At 59.7% G+C, this 14,616-nt stretch carries 16 protein-coding genes; 1 reads left to right on the top strand and 15 read right to left on the bottom strand.

Annotated features, from left to right (window positions below; translation table 11 throughout):
- Window positions 1-7 precede the first annotated feature (7 nt).
- From RHM58_RS17410 to flhA, 6 genes are all read right to left on the bottom strand, one after another.
- Window positions 8-796 (bottom strand): protein phosphatase CheZ, encoded by a 789-nt coding sequence (locus RHM58_RS17410; protein WP_322267775.1) that lies wholly within the window; start codon window positions 794-796, stop codon window positions 8-10.
- Window positions 797-818: 22 nt separating this feature from the next.
- Window positions 819-1,190: a chemotaxis response regulator CheY gene (locus tag RHM58_RS17405; RefSeq protein ID WP_201194993.1), complete on the bottom strand. Its 372-nt coding sequence runs from the start codon at window positions 1,188-1,190 to the stop codon at window positions 819-821.
- A 168-nt stretch (window positions 1,191-1,358) separates the two neighbouring features.
- Window positions 1,359-2,099, bottom strand: a complete 741-nt coding sequence (fliA, locus tag RHM58_RS17400; RefSeq protein ID WP_085716996.1) for an RNA polymerase sigma factor FliA — start codon at window positions 2,097-2,099, stop codon at window positions 1,359-1,361.
- The gene (gene fleN, locus RHM58_RS17395; RefSeq protein WP_003222917.1) at window positions 2,096-2,926 is read right to left on the bottom strand and encodes a flagellar synthesis regulator FleN; all 831 of its coding nucleotides are present in this window, start codon (window positions 2,924-2,926) and stop codon (window positions 2,096-2,098) included. Before fleN ends, fliA begins: the two co-directional genes overlap by 4 nt.
- Before the next feature lie 116 nt (window positions 2,927-3,042).
- Window positions 3,043-4,377, bottom strand: a complete 1,335-nt coding sequence (gene flhF / locus RHM58_RS17390) for a flagellar biosynthesis protein FlhF (protein WP_201201799.1) — start codon at window positions 4,375-4,377, stop codon at window positions 3,043-3,045.
- Window positions 4,378-4,388: 11 nt separating this feature from the next.
- Window positions 4,389-6,518: a flagellar biosynthesis protein FlhA gene (gene flhA / locus RHM58_RS17385; protein ID WP_201201798.1), complete on the bottom strand. Its 2,130-nt coding sequence runs from the start codon at window positions 6,516-6,518 to the stop codon at window positions 4,389-4,391.
- A 497-nt stretch (window positions 6,519-7,015) separates the two neighbouring features.
- Between flhA and RHM58_RS17380 the strand changes: the two genes are divergently transcribed.
- Window positions 7,016-7,375, top strand: coding sequence for a DUF6124 family protein (locus RHM58_RS17380; RefSeq protein WP_322267773.1), 360 nt, complete (start codon window positions 7,016-7,018; stop codon window positions 7,373-7,375).
- Between the two features lie 178 nt (window positions 7,376-7,553).
- Here the strand turns inward: RHM58_RS17380 and flhB are convergent, their stop codons facing one another.
- From flhB to RHM58_RS17335, 9 genes are all read right to left on the bottom strand, one after another.
- The gene (flhB, locus tag RHM58_RS17375) at window positions 7,554-8,693 is read right to left on the bottom strand and encodes a flagellar biosynthesis protein FlhB (RefSeq protein WP_201201795.1); all 1,140 of its coding nucleotides are present in this window, start codon (window positions 8,691-8,693) and stop codon (window positions 7,554-7,556) included.
- A 3-nt stretch (window positions 8,694-8,696) separates the two neighbouring features.
- On the bottom strand, window positions 8,697-9,479 hold the full coding sequence (gene fliR / locus RHM58_RS17370) for a flagellar biosynthetic protein FliR (RefSeq protein WP_201201793.1): 783 nt from the start codon (window positions 9,477-9,479) through the stop codon (window positions 8,697-8,699).
- A 3-nt stretch (window positions 9,480-9,482) separates the two neighbouring features.
- Window positions 9,483-9,752 carry a flagellar biosynthesis protein FliQ gene (gene fliQ, locus RHM58_RS17365; RefSeq protein WP_201201791.1) on the bottom strand — a complete coding sequence of 90 codons (270 nt, stop codon included), beginning with the start codon at window positions 9,750-9,752 and terminating at the stop codon, window positions 9,483-9,485.
- Window positions 9,749-10,507, bottom strand: coding sequence for a flagellar type III secretion system pore protein FliP (gene fliP, locus RHM58_RS17360; protein WP_201195000.1), 759 nt, complete (start codon window positions 10,505-10,507; stop codon window positions 9,749-9,751). The genes fliQ and fliP overlap by 4 nt, the downstream gene beginning before the upstream one ends.
- Window positions 10,507-10,986, bottom strand: a complete 480-nt coding sequence (gene fliO / locus RHM58_RS17355; protein ID WP_201201782.1) for a flagellar biosynthetic protein FliO — start codon at window positions 10,984-10,986, stop codon at window positions 10,507-10,509. Before fliO ends, fliP begins: the two co-directional genes overlap by 1 nt.
- Window positions 10,987-11,445 (bottom strand): flagellar motor switch protein FliN, encoded by a 459-nt coding sequence (gene fliN / locus RHM58_RS17350; protein WP_416195329.1) that lies wholly within the window; start codon window positions 11,443-11,445, stop codon window positions 10,987-10,989. It lies immediately after the preceding gene.
- Between the two features lie 68 nt (window positions 11,446-11,513).
- Complete coding sequence (fliM, locus tag RHM58_RS17345; RefSeq protein WP_201201780.1) at window positions 11,514-12,482, bottom strand: flagellar motor switch protein FliM; 969 nt, start codon at window positions 12,480-12,482, stop codon at window positions 11,514-11,516.
- Between the two features lie 9 nt (window positions 12,483-12,491).
- Window positions 12,492-12,998: a flagellar basal body-associated protein FliL gene (gene fliL / locus RHM58_RS17340; protein WP_322267770.1), complete on the bottom strand. Its 507-nt coding sequence runs from the start codon at window positions 12,996-12,998 to the stop codon at window positions 12,492-12,494.
- Window positions 12,999-13,217: 219 nt separating this feature from the next.
- Window positions 13,218-14,609, bottom strand: a complete 1,392-nt coding sequence (locus tag RHM58_RS17335; RefSeq protein ID WP_201255263.1) for a flagellar hook-length control protein FliK — start codon at window positions 14,607-14,609, stop codon at window positions 13,218-13,220.
- Between the last annotated feature and the right edge of the window lie 7 nt (window positions 14,610-14,616).

Raw genomic sequence — 14,616 nt, 5'->3', positions numbered from 1 at the left:
TAAAACTCTAAAATCCTAGGCTGGATAACAAATCGTCCACATCGTCCTGACCGGACACAACATCTTCTCTTTTATCGGCATGAATCTGCGGACCTTCACCCTGAGAGAGATGTTTTTGCGGATCTTTTTCAGCCAGCATCGCTTCACGGTCATGTTCGATACCCGCAAAGCGGTCTACCTGACTGGCCATGAGCACGAGCTTGAGCAGGTTACTTTCAACTTCGGTGACCAATTGGGTCACGCGCTTGATCACTTGACCGGTGAGGTCCTGGTAATCCTGAGCCAGCAGAATGTCGTTCAGGTTGCTCGACACCACGCGATTGTCTTCGCTGCTGCGTGTCAGGAAACCGTCGACCCGCCGCGCCAGCTCACGGAACTCTTCAGCCCCGACTTCGCGACGCATGAACCGTCCCCAGTCGGTGCTCAACGCCTGGGCTTCATTGCTCAGGCCGTTGACCAGCGGCGTGGCGTTTTCCACCAGGTCCATGGTGCGGTTGGCTGCGGCCTCGGTCAGCTTGACCACATAACCCAGACGCTCGGTGGCGTCCGTGATCTGCGAAACTTCCTCGGCTTGCGGCATGTGCGGGTCAATCTGAAAATTGACGATCGCGCTATGCAGCTCACGAGTGAGCTTGCCCACTTCCTGGTACAGGCCGCGGTCACGGGTCTGATTGAGCTCATGGATCAGTTGCACAGCGTCGCCAAACTTGCCTTTTTCAAGGCTGTCGACCAGTTCGCGGGCATGTTTTTTCAGGGTCGACTCAAAGTCGCCCTGTGAAGATTCGTTATGGTCCATAGCTCCCCCGTGGCGCAGTTTCTCAACCGATGCGTTCGAAAATCTTCTCGATTTTGTCTTTCAACGCCTGGGCCGTGAAGGGTTTGACCACATAGCCGTTTACACCGGCCTGGGCCGCTTCGATGATTTGCTCGCGCTTGGCTTCAGCAGTCACCATCAGCACCGGCAGGTGCTTGAGTCTTTCATCGGCGCGCACGTGGCGCAGCAGATCGATACCGGTCATGCCAGGCATGTTCCAGTCCGTTACCAGAAAGTCGATGCTGCCGCTGTTGAGAACCGGAATGGCAGTGATGCCATCGTCAGCCTCGACCGTGTTGGTGAACCCAAGGTCACGCAACAGGTTTTTAATGATCCGCCGCATCGTTGAGAAGTCATCAACGATGAGGATTTTCATGTTCTTGTCCAATTCGACCTCCAAGCAGTCTTAAACGCGCCCAGCACCTGGACACGCCACTTCAATCAATCCGGCAAAGCACTCAAATGACTGTCTGGAGCACAACAGATCGAGACCGCTGCAGTTCAACACCACACCAGCCTCGTTCGCAGTGTCCCCACACTGCCTTCAGCGCGCTCGCCACTCCCCCAAACGCCCCCGCAAACGGGCCGCGCACTGGCTGTGTAACTGGCTGACACGCGATTCGCTGACCCCCAGGACCTCACCGATTTCCTTGAGGTTCAGCTCTTCGTCGTAGTACAGCGCCAACACCAGTCGCTCACGCTCCGGCAAATTGGCAATCGCGTCCGCCAACGCAGCCTGGAAACGTTCATCTTCCAGATCGCGTGACGGCTCCAGATGAGCACTGGCGCCGTCCTCATGCAGCCCTTCGTGTTCGCCGTCCTGCAACAGGTCGTCGAAACTGAACAGGCGGCTGCCCAAGGTGTCGTTCAAAATCCCGTAATAATCGTCGAGACTCAATTGGAGTTCGGCCGCAACCTCGTGATCTTTAGCGTCACGGCCGGTTTTAGCTTCAATCGAGCGAATTGCGTCGCTGACCATGCGGGTATTGCGGTGGACCGAACGTGGCGCCCAGTCCCCTTTGCGTACTTCATCGAGCATCGCGCCGCGGATTCGAATGCCCGCGTACGTCTCGAAACTCGCGCCTTTGCTGGCGTCGTATTTGGTCGATACTTCAAGCAGGCCGATCATCCCGGCCTGGATCAGGTCTTCCACCTGAACACTGGCCGGCAAACGTGCCAGCAAGTGGTAAGCAATGCGTTTAACCAGTGGCGCGTAACGCTCGATCAGCTCGTACTGCGAGTCACGTGCCGACTTCTTGTAGAGGTTGTAGCCACTGGCTGTCATAGGACGGGTCCTGCGGTCTGTTGCACGAGACGCTCGACGAAAAATTCCAGATGCCCGCGCGGGTTGGCCGGCAGTGGCCAGGTGTCGACCTTCTGTGCAATCGCCTTGAACGCCAGGGCGCACTTGGAGCGCGGGAAGGCTTCGTAGACGGCACGTTGCTTCTGCACGGCCTTGCGCACGCTTTCGTCGTAAGGCACGGCGCCGACGTATTGTAAGGCGACGTCGAGGAAGCGGTCCGTGACCTTGGTCAACTTGGCGAACAGGTTGCGACCTTCTTGCGGGCTCTGGGCCATATTGGCCAGGACGCGGAAGCGGTTCATGCCGTAATCGCGATTCAGCAGTTTGATCAGCGCGTAGGCGTCGGTGATGGAGGTCGGCTCATCGCAGACCACCAGCAACACTTCCTGGGCGGCGCGGACAAAACTGACTACCGAGTCACCAATACCGGCAGCTGTGTCGATCACGAGTACGTCGAGGTTGTCGCCGATATCGCTGAAGGCCTGGATCAGGCCGGCATGTTGGGCCGGGCTCAGATGAACCATGCTCTGGGTACCGGAAGCGGCCGGGACGATGCGAATACCGCCCGGGCCTTGCAACAGAACGTCGCGCAGCTCGCAGCGGCCTTCGATCACGTCGGCCAGGGTACGTTTTGGCGTCAGTCCCAACAGAACGTCGACGTTCGCCAGCCCCAGATCGGCATCCAGCAGCATGACGCGCCGGCCGAGCTCAGCTAGAGCCAGGGACAAGTTCACTGACACGTTAGTCTTCCCGACGCCACCTTTGCCGCCGGTCACCGCGATCACCTGTACGGGATGCATGCTGCCCATGTTATTTCTTTACCTTGTCTTGCATAGACGGAGGCCACATTACTGGCTGCGCGTTCATCAACTGAACAATGCATGGCAGACCATCGATGTAGGTACAAAAACTGTTCATTAGTACCTCAGCCAACCTGCTTGGTCGGGCTGTGGTAAATATCAGCGAACATGTCAGCCATGGCTTCTTCGCTGGGTTCTTCCTGCATTTGCACGCTGACCGCGCGACTGACCAACTGATGACGTCGCGGCAGATGCAAATCATCCGGGATACGCGGACCATCGGTGAGGTAAGCCACCGGCAATTCATGACTGATAGCCAGGCTCAACACCTCGCCCAGACTCGCCGTTTCATCCAGTTTAGTCAGGATGCAGCCAGCGAGCCCGCAACGCTTGTAACTGTGATAAGCGGCGGTTAGAACCTGTTTTTGGCTGGTGGTTGCCAGGACCAGATAATTTTTTGATTTGATGCCACGACCGGCCAGGCTTTCGAGCTGCATGCGCAATGCCGGATCGCTGGCCTGAAGGCCGGCAGTATCGATCAGCACCACGCGTTTACGCAGCAGCGGGTCCAGCGCCTGAACCAGCGACTGGCCCGGATCGACGTGGGTCACCGACACATTAAGAATCCGGCCCAATGTCTTGAGTTGTTCCTGAGCACCGATACGGTAGCTGTCCATGCTCACCAGCGCGATGTTTTGCGCGCCGTACTTGAGCACGTAACGGGCGGCGAGCTTGGCCAGCGTGGTGGTCTTGCCCATGCCGGCAGGGCCGACCATGGCAATCACACCGCCCTCTTCCAGTGGCTCGACTTCCGGTGTGGCGATCATCCGCGCCAGGTGCGCCAGCAACATGCGCCAGGCCTGACGAGGTTCTTCAATATCGGTAATCAGCGCTAGCAGATCGCGCGACAACGGGCCGGACAAGCCGATGCGTTGCAGGCGACGCCACAGGTTCGCCTGGGCCGGACGGCTGCCTTGCAACTGATTCCAGGCCAGGGAGCCGAGTTGCACTTCCATCAGTTCGCGCAGGCTGTTGAGCTCGAAACGCATCGAATCGAAGGCCCGTGGGTCAACGCCGCCGGAGGCTTGCGCAGGCGCCGGTGCCTGACGACGCGGCGCGGCGTAAGTCGGCTCAACCAATGGCTCGGCAGCGGTCAACGGCAAGCCGGCGAACAACTGGCGATTGGTGGTCTTGTCACCGTCGGTCTCGCCATCGCCGCGCAGGCTCAGTTCGGCCTGGGCAGTCACGATGCGCGACTGGGTCTTGCGCAGCTCATCCTCGAGTTCCATGTTCGGAACGCGCGGGGCCAGCGCCGACAATTTGTAATCCAGGGCTGCCGTCAGCTCGACACCACCGGCGATCCGGCGGTTGCCAATAATGGCCGCATCAGCGCCCAGCTCATCACGAACCAGTTTCATGGCCTGACGCATATCGGCGGCGAAAAAACGCTTAACTTGCATAAACCACTACCTCAGCCGTTGGGCCCTACTGTCGCAACGATGGTCACTTGCTTGTTGTCAGGAATTTCCTGGTAAGCCAACACATGCAAACCCGGGACTGCCAGTCGGCCGAATCGCGAAAGCATCGCGCGAACCGGACCGGCTACCAGCAGAATCACCGGTTGACCTTGCATCTCTTGACGCTGCGCGGCATCGATCAACGAACGCTGCAGCTTCTCTGCCATGCTTGGCTCCAGCAGAACGCCCTCTTCCGAGCCTTGTCCTGCCTTCTGAAGACTATTGAGCAATATCTGTTCCAACCTTGGCTCCAGAGTGATAACTGGTAGCTCCGACTCAGTCCCTACAATGCTTTGGACGATAGCGCGGGATACGCCGACGCGCACTGCGGCCACCAGCGCGGCAGTATCTTGACTCTTGGCGGCATTGTTGGCGATGGCCTCGGCAATGCTGCGAATGTCCCGTACCGGCACTTGTTCGGCGAGCAACGCCTGCAAGACTTTGAGCAACTGCGACAGCGAAACAACGCCCGGCACCAACTCTTCTGCCAGTTTTGGCGAGCTTTTGGCCAGCAATTGCATGAGTTGCTGCACTTCCTCGTGGCCAATCAGCTCACTGGAGTGTTTGTACAGAATCTGGTTCAAGTGGGTCGCCACTACCGTACTGGCATCGACCACGGTGTAACCGAGGGACTGGGCTTGGGCGCGCTGGCTGACTTCAATCCAGACCGCCTCCAGACCAAAAGCCGGATCTTTGGCGGTAATGCCATTCAGCGTGCCGTAGACCTGCCCCGGATTGATCGCCAGCTCGCGATCCGGGTAAATCTCGGCTTCTGCGAGGATCACGCCCATGAGGGTCAGGCGATAAGCGCTTGGCGCCAGGTCGAGGTTGTCACGGATATGCACAGTCGGCATCAGGAAGCCCAAATCCTGGGAGAGCTTCTTACGAACGCCTTTAATCCGCGCGAGCAACTGACCACCCTGATTGCGATCCACCAGCGGAATCAGGCGATAGCCGACTTCCAGGCCGATCATGTCGATCGGGGTCACGTCATCCCAGCCCAGCTCCTTGGTTTCCTGGGCGCGGGCCGGGGATGGCAGCAGCTCTTGCTGACGCTTGACCTCTTGCAAGGCCTGAACCTTGACCACGTTCTGCTTTTTCCAGAACAGGTACGCAGCGCCGGCCGCCAGGGCCGCCATGCTGAGGAAGGAGAAGTGCGGCATGCCGGGCACCAGGCCCATCACTGCCATCAGGCCGGCTGCCACCGCCAACGCTTTCGGCGAGGCGAACATCTGGCGACCGATCTGCTTGCCCATGTCTTCCGAGCCGGAAGCACGGGTCACCATGATCGCAGCCGCTGTCGATAACAACAGTGATGGCAATTGCGCCACCAAACCGTCACCGATGGTCAACAGCGCGTAAACCTTGCCAGCGTCGCCGAAGCTCATGCCGTGCTGGAAAATACCGACTGCCATGCCGCCGATCAGGTTAATGAACAGGATCAGCAGGCCGGCGATGGCGTCACCGCGCACGAACTTGCTGGCACCGTCCATGGACCCGTAGAACTCGGCTTCCTGGGCGACTTCCATCCGGCGCAGTTTGGCCTGGTTCTGATCGATCAGGCCGGCGTTCAGGTCGGCGTCGATGGCCATCTGTTTGCCGGGCATCGCGTCGAGGGTGAAGCGCGCGCTCACCTCGGAAATCCGCCCGGCACCCTTGGTCACTACGACGAAGTTGATGATCATCAAAATCGCGAAGACCACGATACCGACCACGTAGTTACCGCCGATCACCACCTCACCGAAGGCCTGGATCACCTTACCCGCGGCGGCATGCCCTTCCTGACCGTGGAGCATCACCACTCGCGTGGAGGCCACGTTCAGCGCCAGGCGCATCAGCGTCGCCACCAGCAAAATGGTCGGGAACACCGCGAAATCCAGCGGCCGCAAGGCGTAGACGCAGACCAGCAATACGACGATGGACAACGCAATGTTGAACGTGAAAAACACGTCCAGCAGGAACGGCGGCACCGGCAACATCATCATGGCCAGCATGACCAGCAGCAACAGCGGCACACCCAGATTGCCCCGACTCAAGTCGGCGACGTTAGCGCGAGCACTGTTGATTAACTGAGAGCGATCCACCGGTTTTCCCCGTTCCTTTAAAGCAAACTTTTGACGCCTGAAACAGACGCAGAGCGGCTACTGCAAGAAGCCTTCCAACTTTTGCCGGGGCGTGGAATAGAACAGCCTGTGGCCAGAGAGGGGATTACCTGTGGCGAGGGACTTAAACAGCGATGTTTAAACGAAACTTTCAGACACTCTCTCGCCCTACGCATTCTTGCGTAGCGGCCTACAGCTGCGCCAGAATCGGCCGGCTTGTGCGTCTAGGGGTCGGGCTCTATCGTTTCCGGGTCGCTGAAAAACAGCGATCGGGTTTGGTAGCCCGTTTTACCTGTCGCATAACGCAACGTAATGCAGAGATTCTTCGTCTTCTGTTTTTATGGTGGTCATGCGTAGGGCGTCCTCGGACGCGCCGGGCTTTTGCTCCAGGTAACCGGTCTACCAACCTGCGTATGGCCCCCACCCTTCGTTTGGTAGCGAGGCTGATGGCTCCTTATGTCTTACCTGGAGTTTCATCTATGTTCAAAATTACACCCAACCCACCAGCAACCGATTCAATCCCCCACGACCCGGCCCTCGATCCCCAAAAGCTCAAGGAAGCCGCCGACCGCGCGCTCAACTACTACCTCAACCCCGCAGCTCTGAAAGAAACCCCACGCAAACCCAGCACCCTCTTCTGCATCACCCCCGGCGCCGATCACGAAACCCTGCTGGCCAACGCCTGCGAATCAATGGCCTCGGCCAGCGTCATGGCCAGCGATTTTGCAGACGGCATGATGGGGGCGCAGCGCAGCAAAATGCTGGCACTGCAACAGATCATCATGCTCGGGGAATTGGCGGTGAACCGCATGCTGGATAACGTCGACCCGCAAAGCTAACGCAAGCCCGGAGTCAAAACGCAAATCCCCTGTGAGAGCGGGCTTGCTCGCGAAAGCGGTGTGTCAGTCGACATCTCTATTGACTGACACGACCTCTTCGCGAGCAAGCCCGCTCCCACAGGGGGACACGGTCAACGGTAGGAGCTGCCGAAGGCTGCGATCTTTTGCTTTTGATCGATCAGGAATCGCGGCGCAAATCCGGTGGGATCGGCAGGTCGTCCTTGAGCGGGTCCGGGCGCTTGCCCTTGCCGGCGCGGTGCTGGCGGATCTGGTAGACGTAGGCCAGTACCTGAGCAACCGCCAGGTACAAGCCGCCAGGGATTTCCTGGTCGAGTTCTGTGGAGTAGTAAATCGAACGCGCCAGGGCCGGCGATTCGAGCAGCAGTACTTCGTTGGCCACGGCAATTTCACGCATCTTCAACGCCAGGAAGTCACTGCCCTTGGCGATCAACATCGGCGCCCCGCCCTTCTCCGGGTCGTACTTGAGCGCGACGGCGTAGTGGGTCGGGTTGGTGATGACCACGTCGGCATTGGGGATCGCCGCCATCATGCGGCGCTGGGACATCTCGCGCTGCAGCTGACGAATTCGCTGTTTGACCTCTGGCCGCCCTTCCGAATCCTTGTGCTCGTCGCGCACTTCCTGCTTGGTCATCAGCAGCTTCTTGTGGCTTTCCCACAACTGCACCGGCACGTCGACCGCCGCGATGATGATCAACCCGCAAGCCATCCACAACGTACTCCAACCCACCACCTGAATGCTGTGGATGATCGCCGTCTCCAAGGGTTCGTGGGCGATGCGCTGCAAGTCAGCGATGTCCGAGGACAACACCGCCAGCGCCACAAACAAGACGATGGTGAACTTGGCAAACGCTTTGAGCAGCTCGACCAGGGCCTTGGTGGAAAACATCCGTTTGAGGCCGCTGAGCGGGTTCATCCGGCTGAATTTCGGCGCCATGCTGCTCGCGGAGAACAACCAGCCGCCCAGAGAAATCGGGCCGATGAGCGCTGCCAGAAGCAGGGAGATCATGATCGGCTGAATGGCCCACAAGGCAACCTGACCCGAGTGCATCAGGTAGTTGCCCATGGATTTCTGATCGAGGATCACCTCCCGCGGCAACGAGAAGTTAAGGCGCATCAACTCCATCATGTCTTGGGCCAGGACTCCGCCGAAAATCAGCAGTGCGCCAGCGCCGACGAGCATGATCGCCAGGGTATTGAGTTCCTTGGAGCGCGCCACCTCGCCTTTGTCGCGGGAGTCTTTCTTGCGCTTGTCCGTGGGGTCTTCTGTTTTGTCTTGACCGCTTTCGCTCTCAGCCATGGCTCAGTGCACCCGTGCCAGTTCGCGCAGAAACTGCAAGGCCTCCACGGCCATCGGCTGGTACTGGTTGAGAATGTCACCCAGGCTGATCCAGAGGATGAACATCCCGAGTACCAGGGTCAGCGGAAAACCAATGGAGAAGATGTTCAGTTGCGGCGCCGCCCGGGTCATCACGCCAAACGCGATGTTGACCACCAGCAACGCGGTGATCGCCGGCAAAACCAACACCAGTGCCGCCCCCAGCACCCAGCCGAGCTTGCCCGCCAGTTGCCAGAAGTTATCGACCATAAACCCGCTGCCGACCGGCAACGTGGTGAAGCTTTCGGTGAGGACTTCGAAGACCACCAGGTGGCCGTTCATCGACAGAAACAACAGCGTCACCAGCATGGTGAAGAACTGCCCGATCACCGCCACCGATACGCCGTTGGTGGGGTCGACCATGGACGCGAAGCCCATGCCCATCTGGATCGCAACGATCTGCCCTGCCACCACGAACGCCTGGAAGAACAACTGCAAGGAGAAGCCCAACACGGCGCCAATGATGATCTGCTCACCGATCAGCAGCAGCCCGCTCAAGTCCAGCGGATTGACCGGCGGCATGGGCGGCAACGCCGGCGTGATGACCACCGTGATCGCCAGCGCGAAATACGCCCGCACGCGCCTGGGCACCAGGGTTGTGCCGAAAATCGGCATGACCATCAGCAAAGTGCCGACGCGAAACAGCGGCAACATGAACGTCGCCACCCAGGTGCTGATCTGGGTATCGGTCAGTTGCAGCAGAGACATGACTTAGCCAATGACCATTGGAATATTGCCGTACAACCGCAGGATGTAGTCCATGAACGTCTGTACCAGCCACGGGCCGGCCACGATCAACGTCACCAGCATCACCAGCAGGCGCGGCAGGAAGCTCAAGGTCTGTTCGTTGATCTGGGTCGCGGCCTGGAACATCGCGACCAAAAGGCCGACGAGCAGGCTCGGAATCACCAGCACCGCAACCATCATGGTGGTCAGCCACAACGCATCCCGAAAGATATCTACGGCGACTTCTGGCGTCATGGCGAAACACCCCCAAAGCTGCTGGCCAACGTACCGATAATCAACGCCCAACCATCCACCAGCACGAACAGCATGATTTTGAACGGCAGGGAAATGATCAGCGGCGAGAGCATCATCATACCCATCGCCATCAGCACACTGGCCACAACCAGGTCGATGATCAGGAACGGAATGAAGATCATGAAGCCGATCTGGAACGCGGTTTTTAGCTCCGACGTCACGAACGCCGGCACCAGAATGGTCAACGGCGCCTGATCCGGCGTGGCGATGTCAGTGCGCTTGGACAAACGCATGAACAGCTCCAGATCGCTGGTGCGGGTCTGGGCCAGCATGAAGTCCTTGATTGGCACTTGAGCCTTGAGCACGGCATCCTGGGCGGTCATTTTCTCCGCCAGGTACGGCTGCAAGGCATCGTTGTTCACCCGGTCGAACACCGGCGCCATGATGAACATGGTCAGGAACAGCGCCATGCCGGTGAGGATCTGGTTCGACGGCGTCTGCTGCAAGCCAAGAGCCTGACGCAGGATCGAGAACACGATGATGATCCGGGTGAAGCTGGTCATCAGCATGACGAACGCCGGAATGAAACTCAGCGCGGTCATGATCAGCAGAATCTGCAGGCTGACCGAGTATTCCTGAGCCCCGTTGGCGTTGGTGCCCAAGGTGATTGCCGGAATCGACAACGGATCGGCGGCGAGCGCCAGCGGCGCAGCCAGCATCAGGGCCAGCGTCAAGACGATGCGTAGCGCACCCATTACTTCTTATCCTTCTGATCCTTGCCCAACAACTCCATCAGGCGCTGGGCAAACTCCGGGGTCGATTTTTCAGTCCCGCTCGGCACCTGCACTGGTTCCTTGAGCACATGCAACGCGGTGATGGTGCCGGGGCTCAGGCCAAGCAGGATCTGCTCGTTGCCGACCTGGATCAGCATCAAGCGATCACGCGGGCCCAGGGCACGGGAACCGATGATGTCGATCACCTGCCCCTTGCCGGCCGGCCCGGCCTGCTGGACCCGACGCAACAGCCAGGCGAGGAAGAAGATCAACCCCAGCACCAACAACAGGCCGAACACCAATTGCGTCAATTGCCCGGCTACACCGCTGCTGACCGCCGGCGCAACGGCAGCCGTCGCGGTATTCACCGCGGCAGTGGCCGTCGCAATCGGCTCGGCCGCCATCACGCTGAACGGCAACGCCAGCAGCATTCCCGGCAAAGAACCCAGAACCTTTTTCACTTAGCGCAGCTTCTTGATGCGTTCGCTTGGGCTGATCACGTCAGTCAGGCGGATGCCGAACTTCTCGTTGACCACAACCACTTCGCCGTGAGCGATCAGCGTGCCGTTGACCAGCACGTCCAGCGGCTCACCGGCCAGGCGATCCAGCTCGATGACCGAACCCTGGTTGAGTTGCAGCAGGTTACGGATGTTGATGTCGGTGCTACCGACTTCCATGGAAATCGACACCGGGATGTCGAGGATCACGTCCAGGTTCGGACCGTCGAGGGTCACCGGCTCGTTGTTCTTCGGCACGCTGCCGAACTCTTCCATCTGCAGACGGTTGGACGCCGAGCCACCGGTATCCGCGGCCAGCAAGGCATCGATATCGTCCTGGCCGGCGTCACCGGTTTCTTCCAGCGCAGCAGCCCATTCATCAGCCAGTGCCTGGTCGTCCTGGGCGTTCATATCGTCGTTCATCATGTGTCCTCGGCGGACCGCTCTTCAACTCGAAGCGGCCAGTGTTAAATGGGGGAGTTAAGCGCCGATCAACGGCGCTCGATCGGCTCGATCACTTGCAACGCGAGGTTGCCTTTGTGCGAACCCATCTTGACCTTGAACGCAGGCACGCCGTTGGCGCGCATGATCATTTCTTCCGGCATCTCGACCGGGATAATGTCCCCCGGCTGCATGTGCAGGATGTCGCGCAGACGCAACTGACGACGGGCCACGGTGGCGCCAATCGGCACGTCGACATCGAGCACGTCCTGGCGCAAGGCGTTGACCCAGCGCTCGTCCTGGTCATCGAGGTCCGACTGGAAGCCGGCGTCGAGCATTTCACGCACCGGCTCGATCATCGAGTACGGCATGGTCACGTGCAGGTCGCCGCCACCGCCATCGAGTTCGATGTGGAACGTCGAGACCACAATCGCTTCGCTCGGGCCGACGATGTTGGCCATGGCCGGGTTCACTTCCGAGTTGATGTACTCGAAGTTCACTTCCATGATCGCCTGCCAGGCTTCTTTCAAATCGACGAACGCCTGCTCCAGCACCATGCGCACCACACGCAGCTCGGTCGGGGTGAATTCACGCCCTTCGATCTTCGCGTGACGGCCATCGCCGCCGAAGAAGTTGTCCACCAGTTTGAACACCAGTTTGGCGTCGAGGATAAACAGAGCAGTGCCGCGCAACGGTTTGATCTTGACCAGGTTGAGGCTGGTCGGCACGTACAGCGAGTGCACGTATTCGCCGAACTTCATCACCTGCACGCCACCGACGGCAACGTCTGCCGAGCGACGCAGCATGTTGAACATGCTGATGCGGGTGTAGCGGGCGAAACGCTCGTTGATCATTTCCAGGGTCGGCATGCGTCCGCGGACGATCCGATCCTGGCTGGTCAGGTCGTAACTTTTGACGCTGCCGGGTTCAGCAGCGTTATCGGTCTGTACCAGACCATCGTCGACGCCATGCAACAGCGCATCGATCTCATCCTGGGACAGCAGGTCCTGCACGGCCATGTCGTGTTCCTACTGCAGTACGAAATTAGTGAAAAGCAACTGTTCGATGACCACTTTGCCGAGCTCTTTCTGCGCCACTTCCTGGACGCTGGCGGTGGCCTTCTGACGCAGCATTTCTTGGCCGACCGGGGTCGCGAGTGTGGCGAAGTCCTGGCCGGAGAACAGCATGACGAGGTTATTGCGGATGACCGGCATGTGCACTTTAAGCGCGTCCAGATCGGCCTGGTTGCGACCCTGCATGGTGATGCTCACCTGCATGTAGCGCTGACGACCGTTCTGGTTGTAGTTGGCGACGAAGGCCGGCGCCATGGGTTCGAAGACCGCCGGTTGTTTGCCAGCCGGGGCGGTGTCTGCCACGACGGCAGGTTTACTGGCGGCGCTGTGCATGAAGTACCAGGTCGCCCCCACGGACAAGCCGATCGCCAGCAGCACCGCCACCACGATCGCAGTGATCAGCTTGAGTTTGCCTTTGGTTGCAGGGTCTTTTACCGCTGCTGCTGCTTCGCTCTTCGCCATGCCAATAATCCGTCACTATTCAGGTTTTCACAGTCGCACGGCAAGGCAAGAGCAAGTGTTATGCCAGAAGTGTCGGAGGGGGAATTTGAGGTGCTGGGGAATCAATGTAGGAGCGAGCGGTGCGGCGATCCGACTTGCCCGCGAAGAAAGCATTGCGGTTTATCAGTTAAACCGCATCATCGTTCTTCGCGGGCAAGCCTCGCTCCTACAGGGGAGGGATCAGGCGTAGTAGTCGACGGCGCTGGAGCCGATGACGCTGGTGGTGCTGGCCGCCACTTCTGCAACCGTCGGCACGATTTCATCGTCCATGCCATCAACGCGACCGCCGCTGGCATTGGTGCGACCGCTTTGCCCTTGCTGCGCCTGCTGATCCTGCCCCTGGCCCTGCCAGCCACGGGACTGATCGGACACGTTGACGTCGACCTGGCCCATGCCCTGCTCCGCAAACATGTCACGCAGGCGATGCATTTGACCGTCCAGCGCTTCGCGAACCGCTGGGTGAGCGCTCATGAAGGTTACTTGGGTCTGCTGGTCCGGCGCCATGTTCACCCGAATATCCAGGCGCCCCAGTTCAGCCGGCTGCAACTGGATGTCGGCCGCCTTGAGATTGGCGCTGGACAGATACATGACGCGGTTTACCACTTCGTCAGTCCAGCCGCTCTGATGCATGGCAATCGGCTGATTGACCTGTACTGGCAATGCATTGGCGGTTTTCGGTGTGGCGGCCTGGGTTAATGCCGCCAGACGGCTGGCAAAATCATCGACACGGGTATCGCTGCTGGAAGACGTCAGGTCCTTGAGACCTTCGTTGATCAAACCACTGAACGCCTTGTCGCCGCCCTGACTGGTGCTGTCCTTGTCGGTTTGCACCTCAAGCATGGTCGCCATGCCGGCGGCGAAGCTTTGCGCCGAGGTCAGGTCGCCATCGCCTTGCGTCTGGGTCGGCGCCGCTTTGGGTTGTGCCTGGCTGGAAGCGGACACGTGGCCGCTCTGCTCCATGGCCATGCGCAAGGCCGGCATCGCATCGAGCGGGTCGGCCGCTGGATCGAAATCGGTATTGGCGGTCGCCGGGGCGGCTGCCGGGGCCGGCGCTGCAGCAACGGCAGCAGTCACAGGAGCCTCGACTTGCGGTTGCGCCGTGGCAACCACGGGTGGCGTTTCCGGCGCTGGTGCGGGCACTACCGGCTGAACCGCTTGCATCAAGGCAGGATCGAGCGTCGGATCGACCGGCGGCGTATCGACGGCTACCGGGGTATTGGCGGTGTCGGTATTGCTATCGCTGGCGGTCTTGTCGTCTGCCGAGGCAGGCGCCGGCACCGAATGATCGGCGGGCAAGGTTTTGCCGCTATCGGCAACGGTCGGGGCCGAGGCGGCAGCCTTGGTGTGGCCGACGTCCTTTTTGCCAGGGCTGTCCGAGGTTTTATCCCGAGCGGGTTTGACCGGCGCTTCAGCCCACACTGCAGGCTTGTTCTGGGCTTGATTGGCGAAGACCTTGGCGAAGCTGGACGCCTTATCCACAGGCACCGCAGCCACCAGCGGGGTGTTGGCGGAGGCGGCTTGAGGCTTGGCCTTTGCGGCGGCCTGAAGAAGCGAGTTGGGGGTAACGGGCATAACGCGG

Source organism: Pseudomonas sp. 10S4 (genome assembly GCF_034344865.1).
Lineage (GTDB): Bacteria > Pseudomonadota > Gammaproteobacteria > Pseudomonadales > Pseudomonadaceae > Aquipseudomonas.
This window is presented reverse-complemented; position numbering and strand designations above follow the sequence as displayed.

Coding starts and splice junctions, on each gene's coding strand:
- RHM58_RS17410 (WP_322267775.1), bottom strand. CDS start 796: ATGGACCATAACGAATCTTCACAGGGCGACTTTGAGTCGACCCTGAAA.
- RHM58_RS17405 (WP_201194993.1), bottom strand. CDS start 1,190: ATGAAAATCCTCATCGTTGATGACTTCTCAACGATGCGGCGGATCATT.
- fliA (WP_085716996.1), bottom strand. CDS start 2,099: ATGACAGCCAGTGGCTACAACCTCTACAAGAAGTCGGCACGTGACTCG.
- fleN (WP_003222917.1), bottom strand. CDS start 2,926: ATGGGCAGCATGCATCCCGTACAGGTGATCGCGGTGACCGGCGGCAAA.
- flhF (WP_201201799.1), bottom strand. CDS start 4,377: ATGCAAGTTAAGCGTTTTTTCGCCGCCGATATGCGTCAGGCCATGAAA.
- RHM58_RS17380 (WP_322267773.1), top strand. CDS start 7,016: ATGTTCAAAATTACACCCAACCCACCAGCAACCGATTCAATCCCCCAC.
- flhB (WP_201201795.1), bottom strand. CDS start 8,693: ATGGCTGAGAGCGAAAGCGGTCAAGACAAAACAGAAGACCCCACGGAC.
- fliR (WP_201201793.1), bottom strand. CDS start 9,479: ATGTCTCTGCTGCAACTGACCGATACCCAGATCAGCACCTGGGTGGCG.
- fliQ (WP_201201791.1), bottom strand. CDS start 9,752: ATGACGCCAGAAGTCGCCGTAGATATCTTTCGGGATGCGTTGTGGCTG.
- fliP (WP_201195000.1), bottom strand. CDS start 10,507: ATGGGTGCGCTACGCATCGTCTTGACGCTGGCCCTGATGCTGGCTGCG.
- fliN (WP_416195329.1), bottom strand. CDS start 11,445: ATGAACGACGATATGAACGCCCAGGACGACCAGGCACTGGCTGATGAA.
- fliM (WP_201201780.1), bottom strand. CDS start 12,482: ATGGCCGTGCAGGACCTGCTGTCCCAGGATGAGATCGATGCGCTGTTG.
- fliL (WP_322267770.1), bottom strand. CDS start 12,998: ATGGCGAAGAGCGAAGCAGCAGCAGCGGTAAAAGACCCTGCAACCAAA.
- RHM58_RS17335 (WP_201255263.1), bottom strand. CDS start 14,609: ATGCCCGTTACCCCCAACTCGCTTCTTCAGGCCGCCGCAAAGGCCAAG.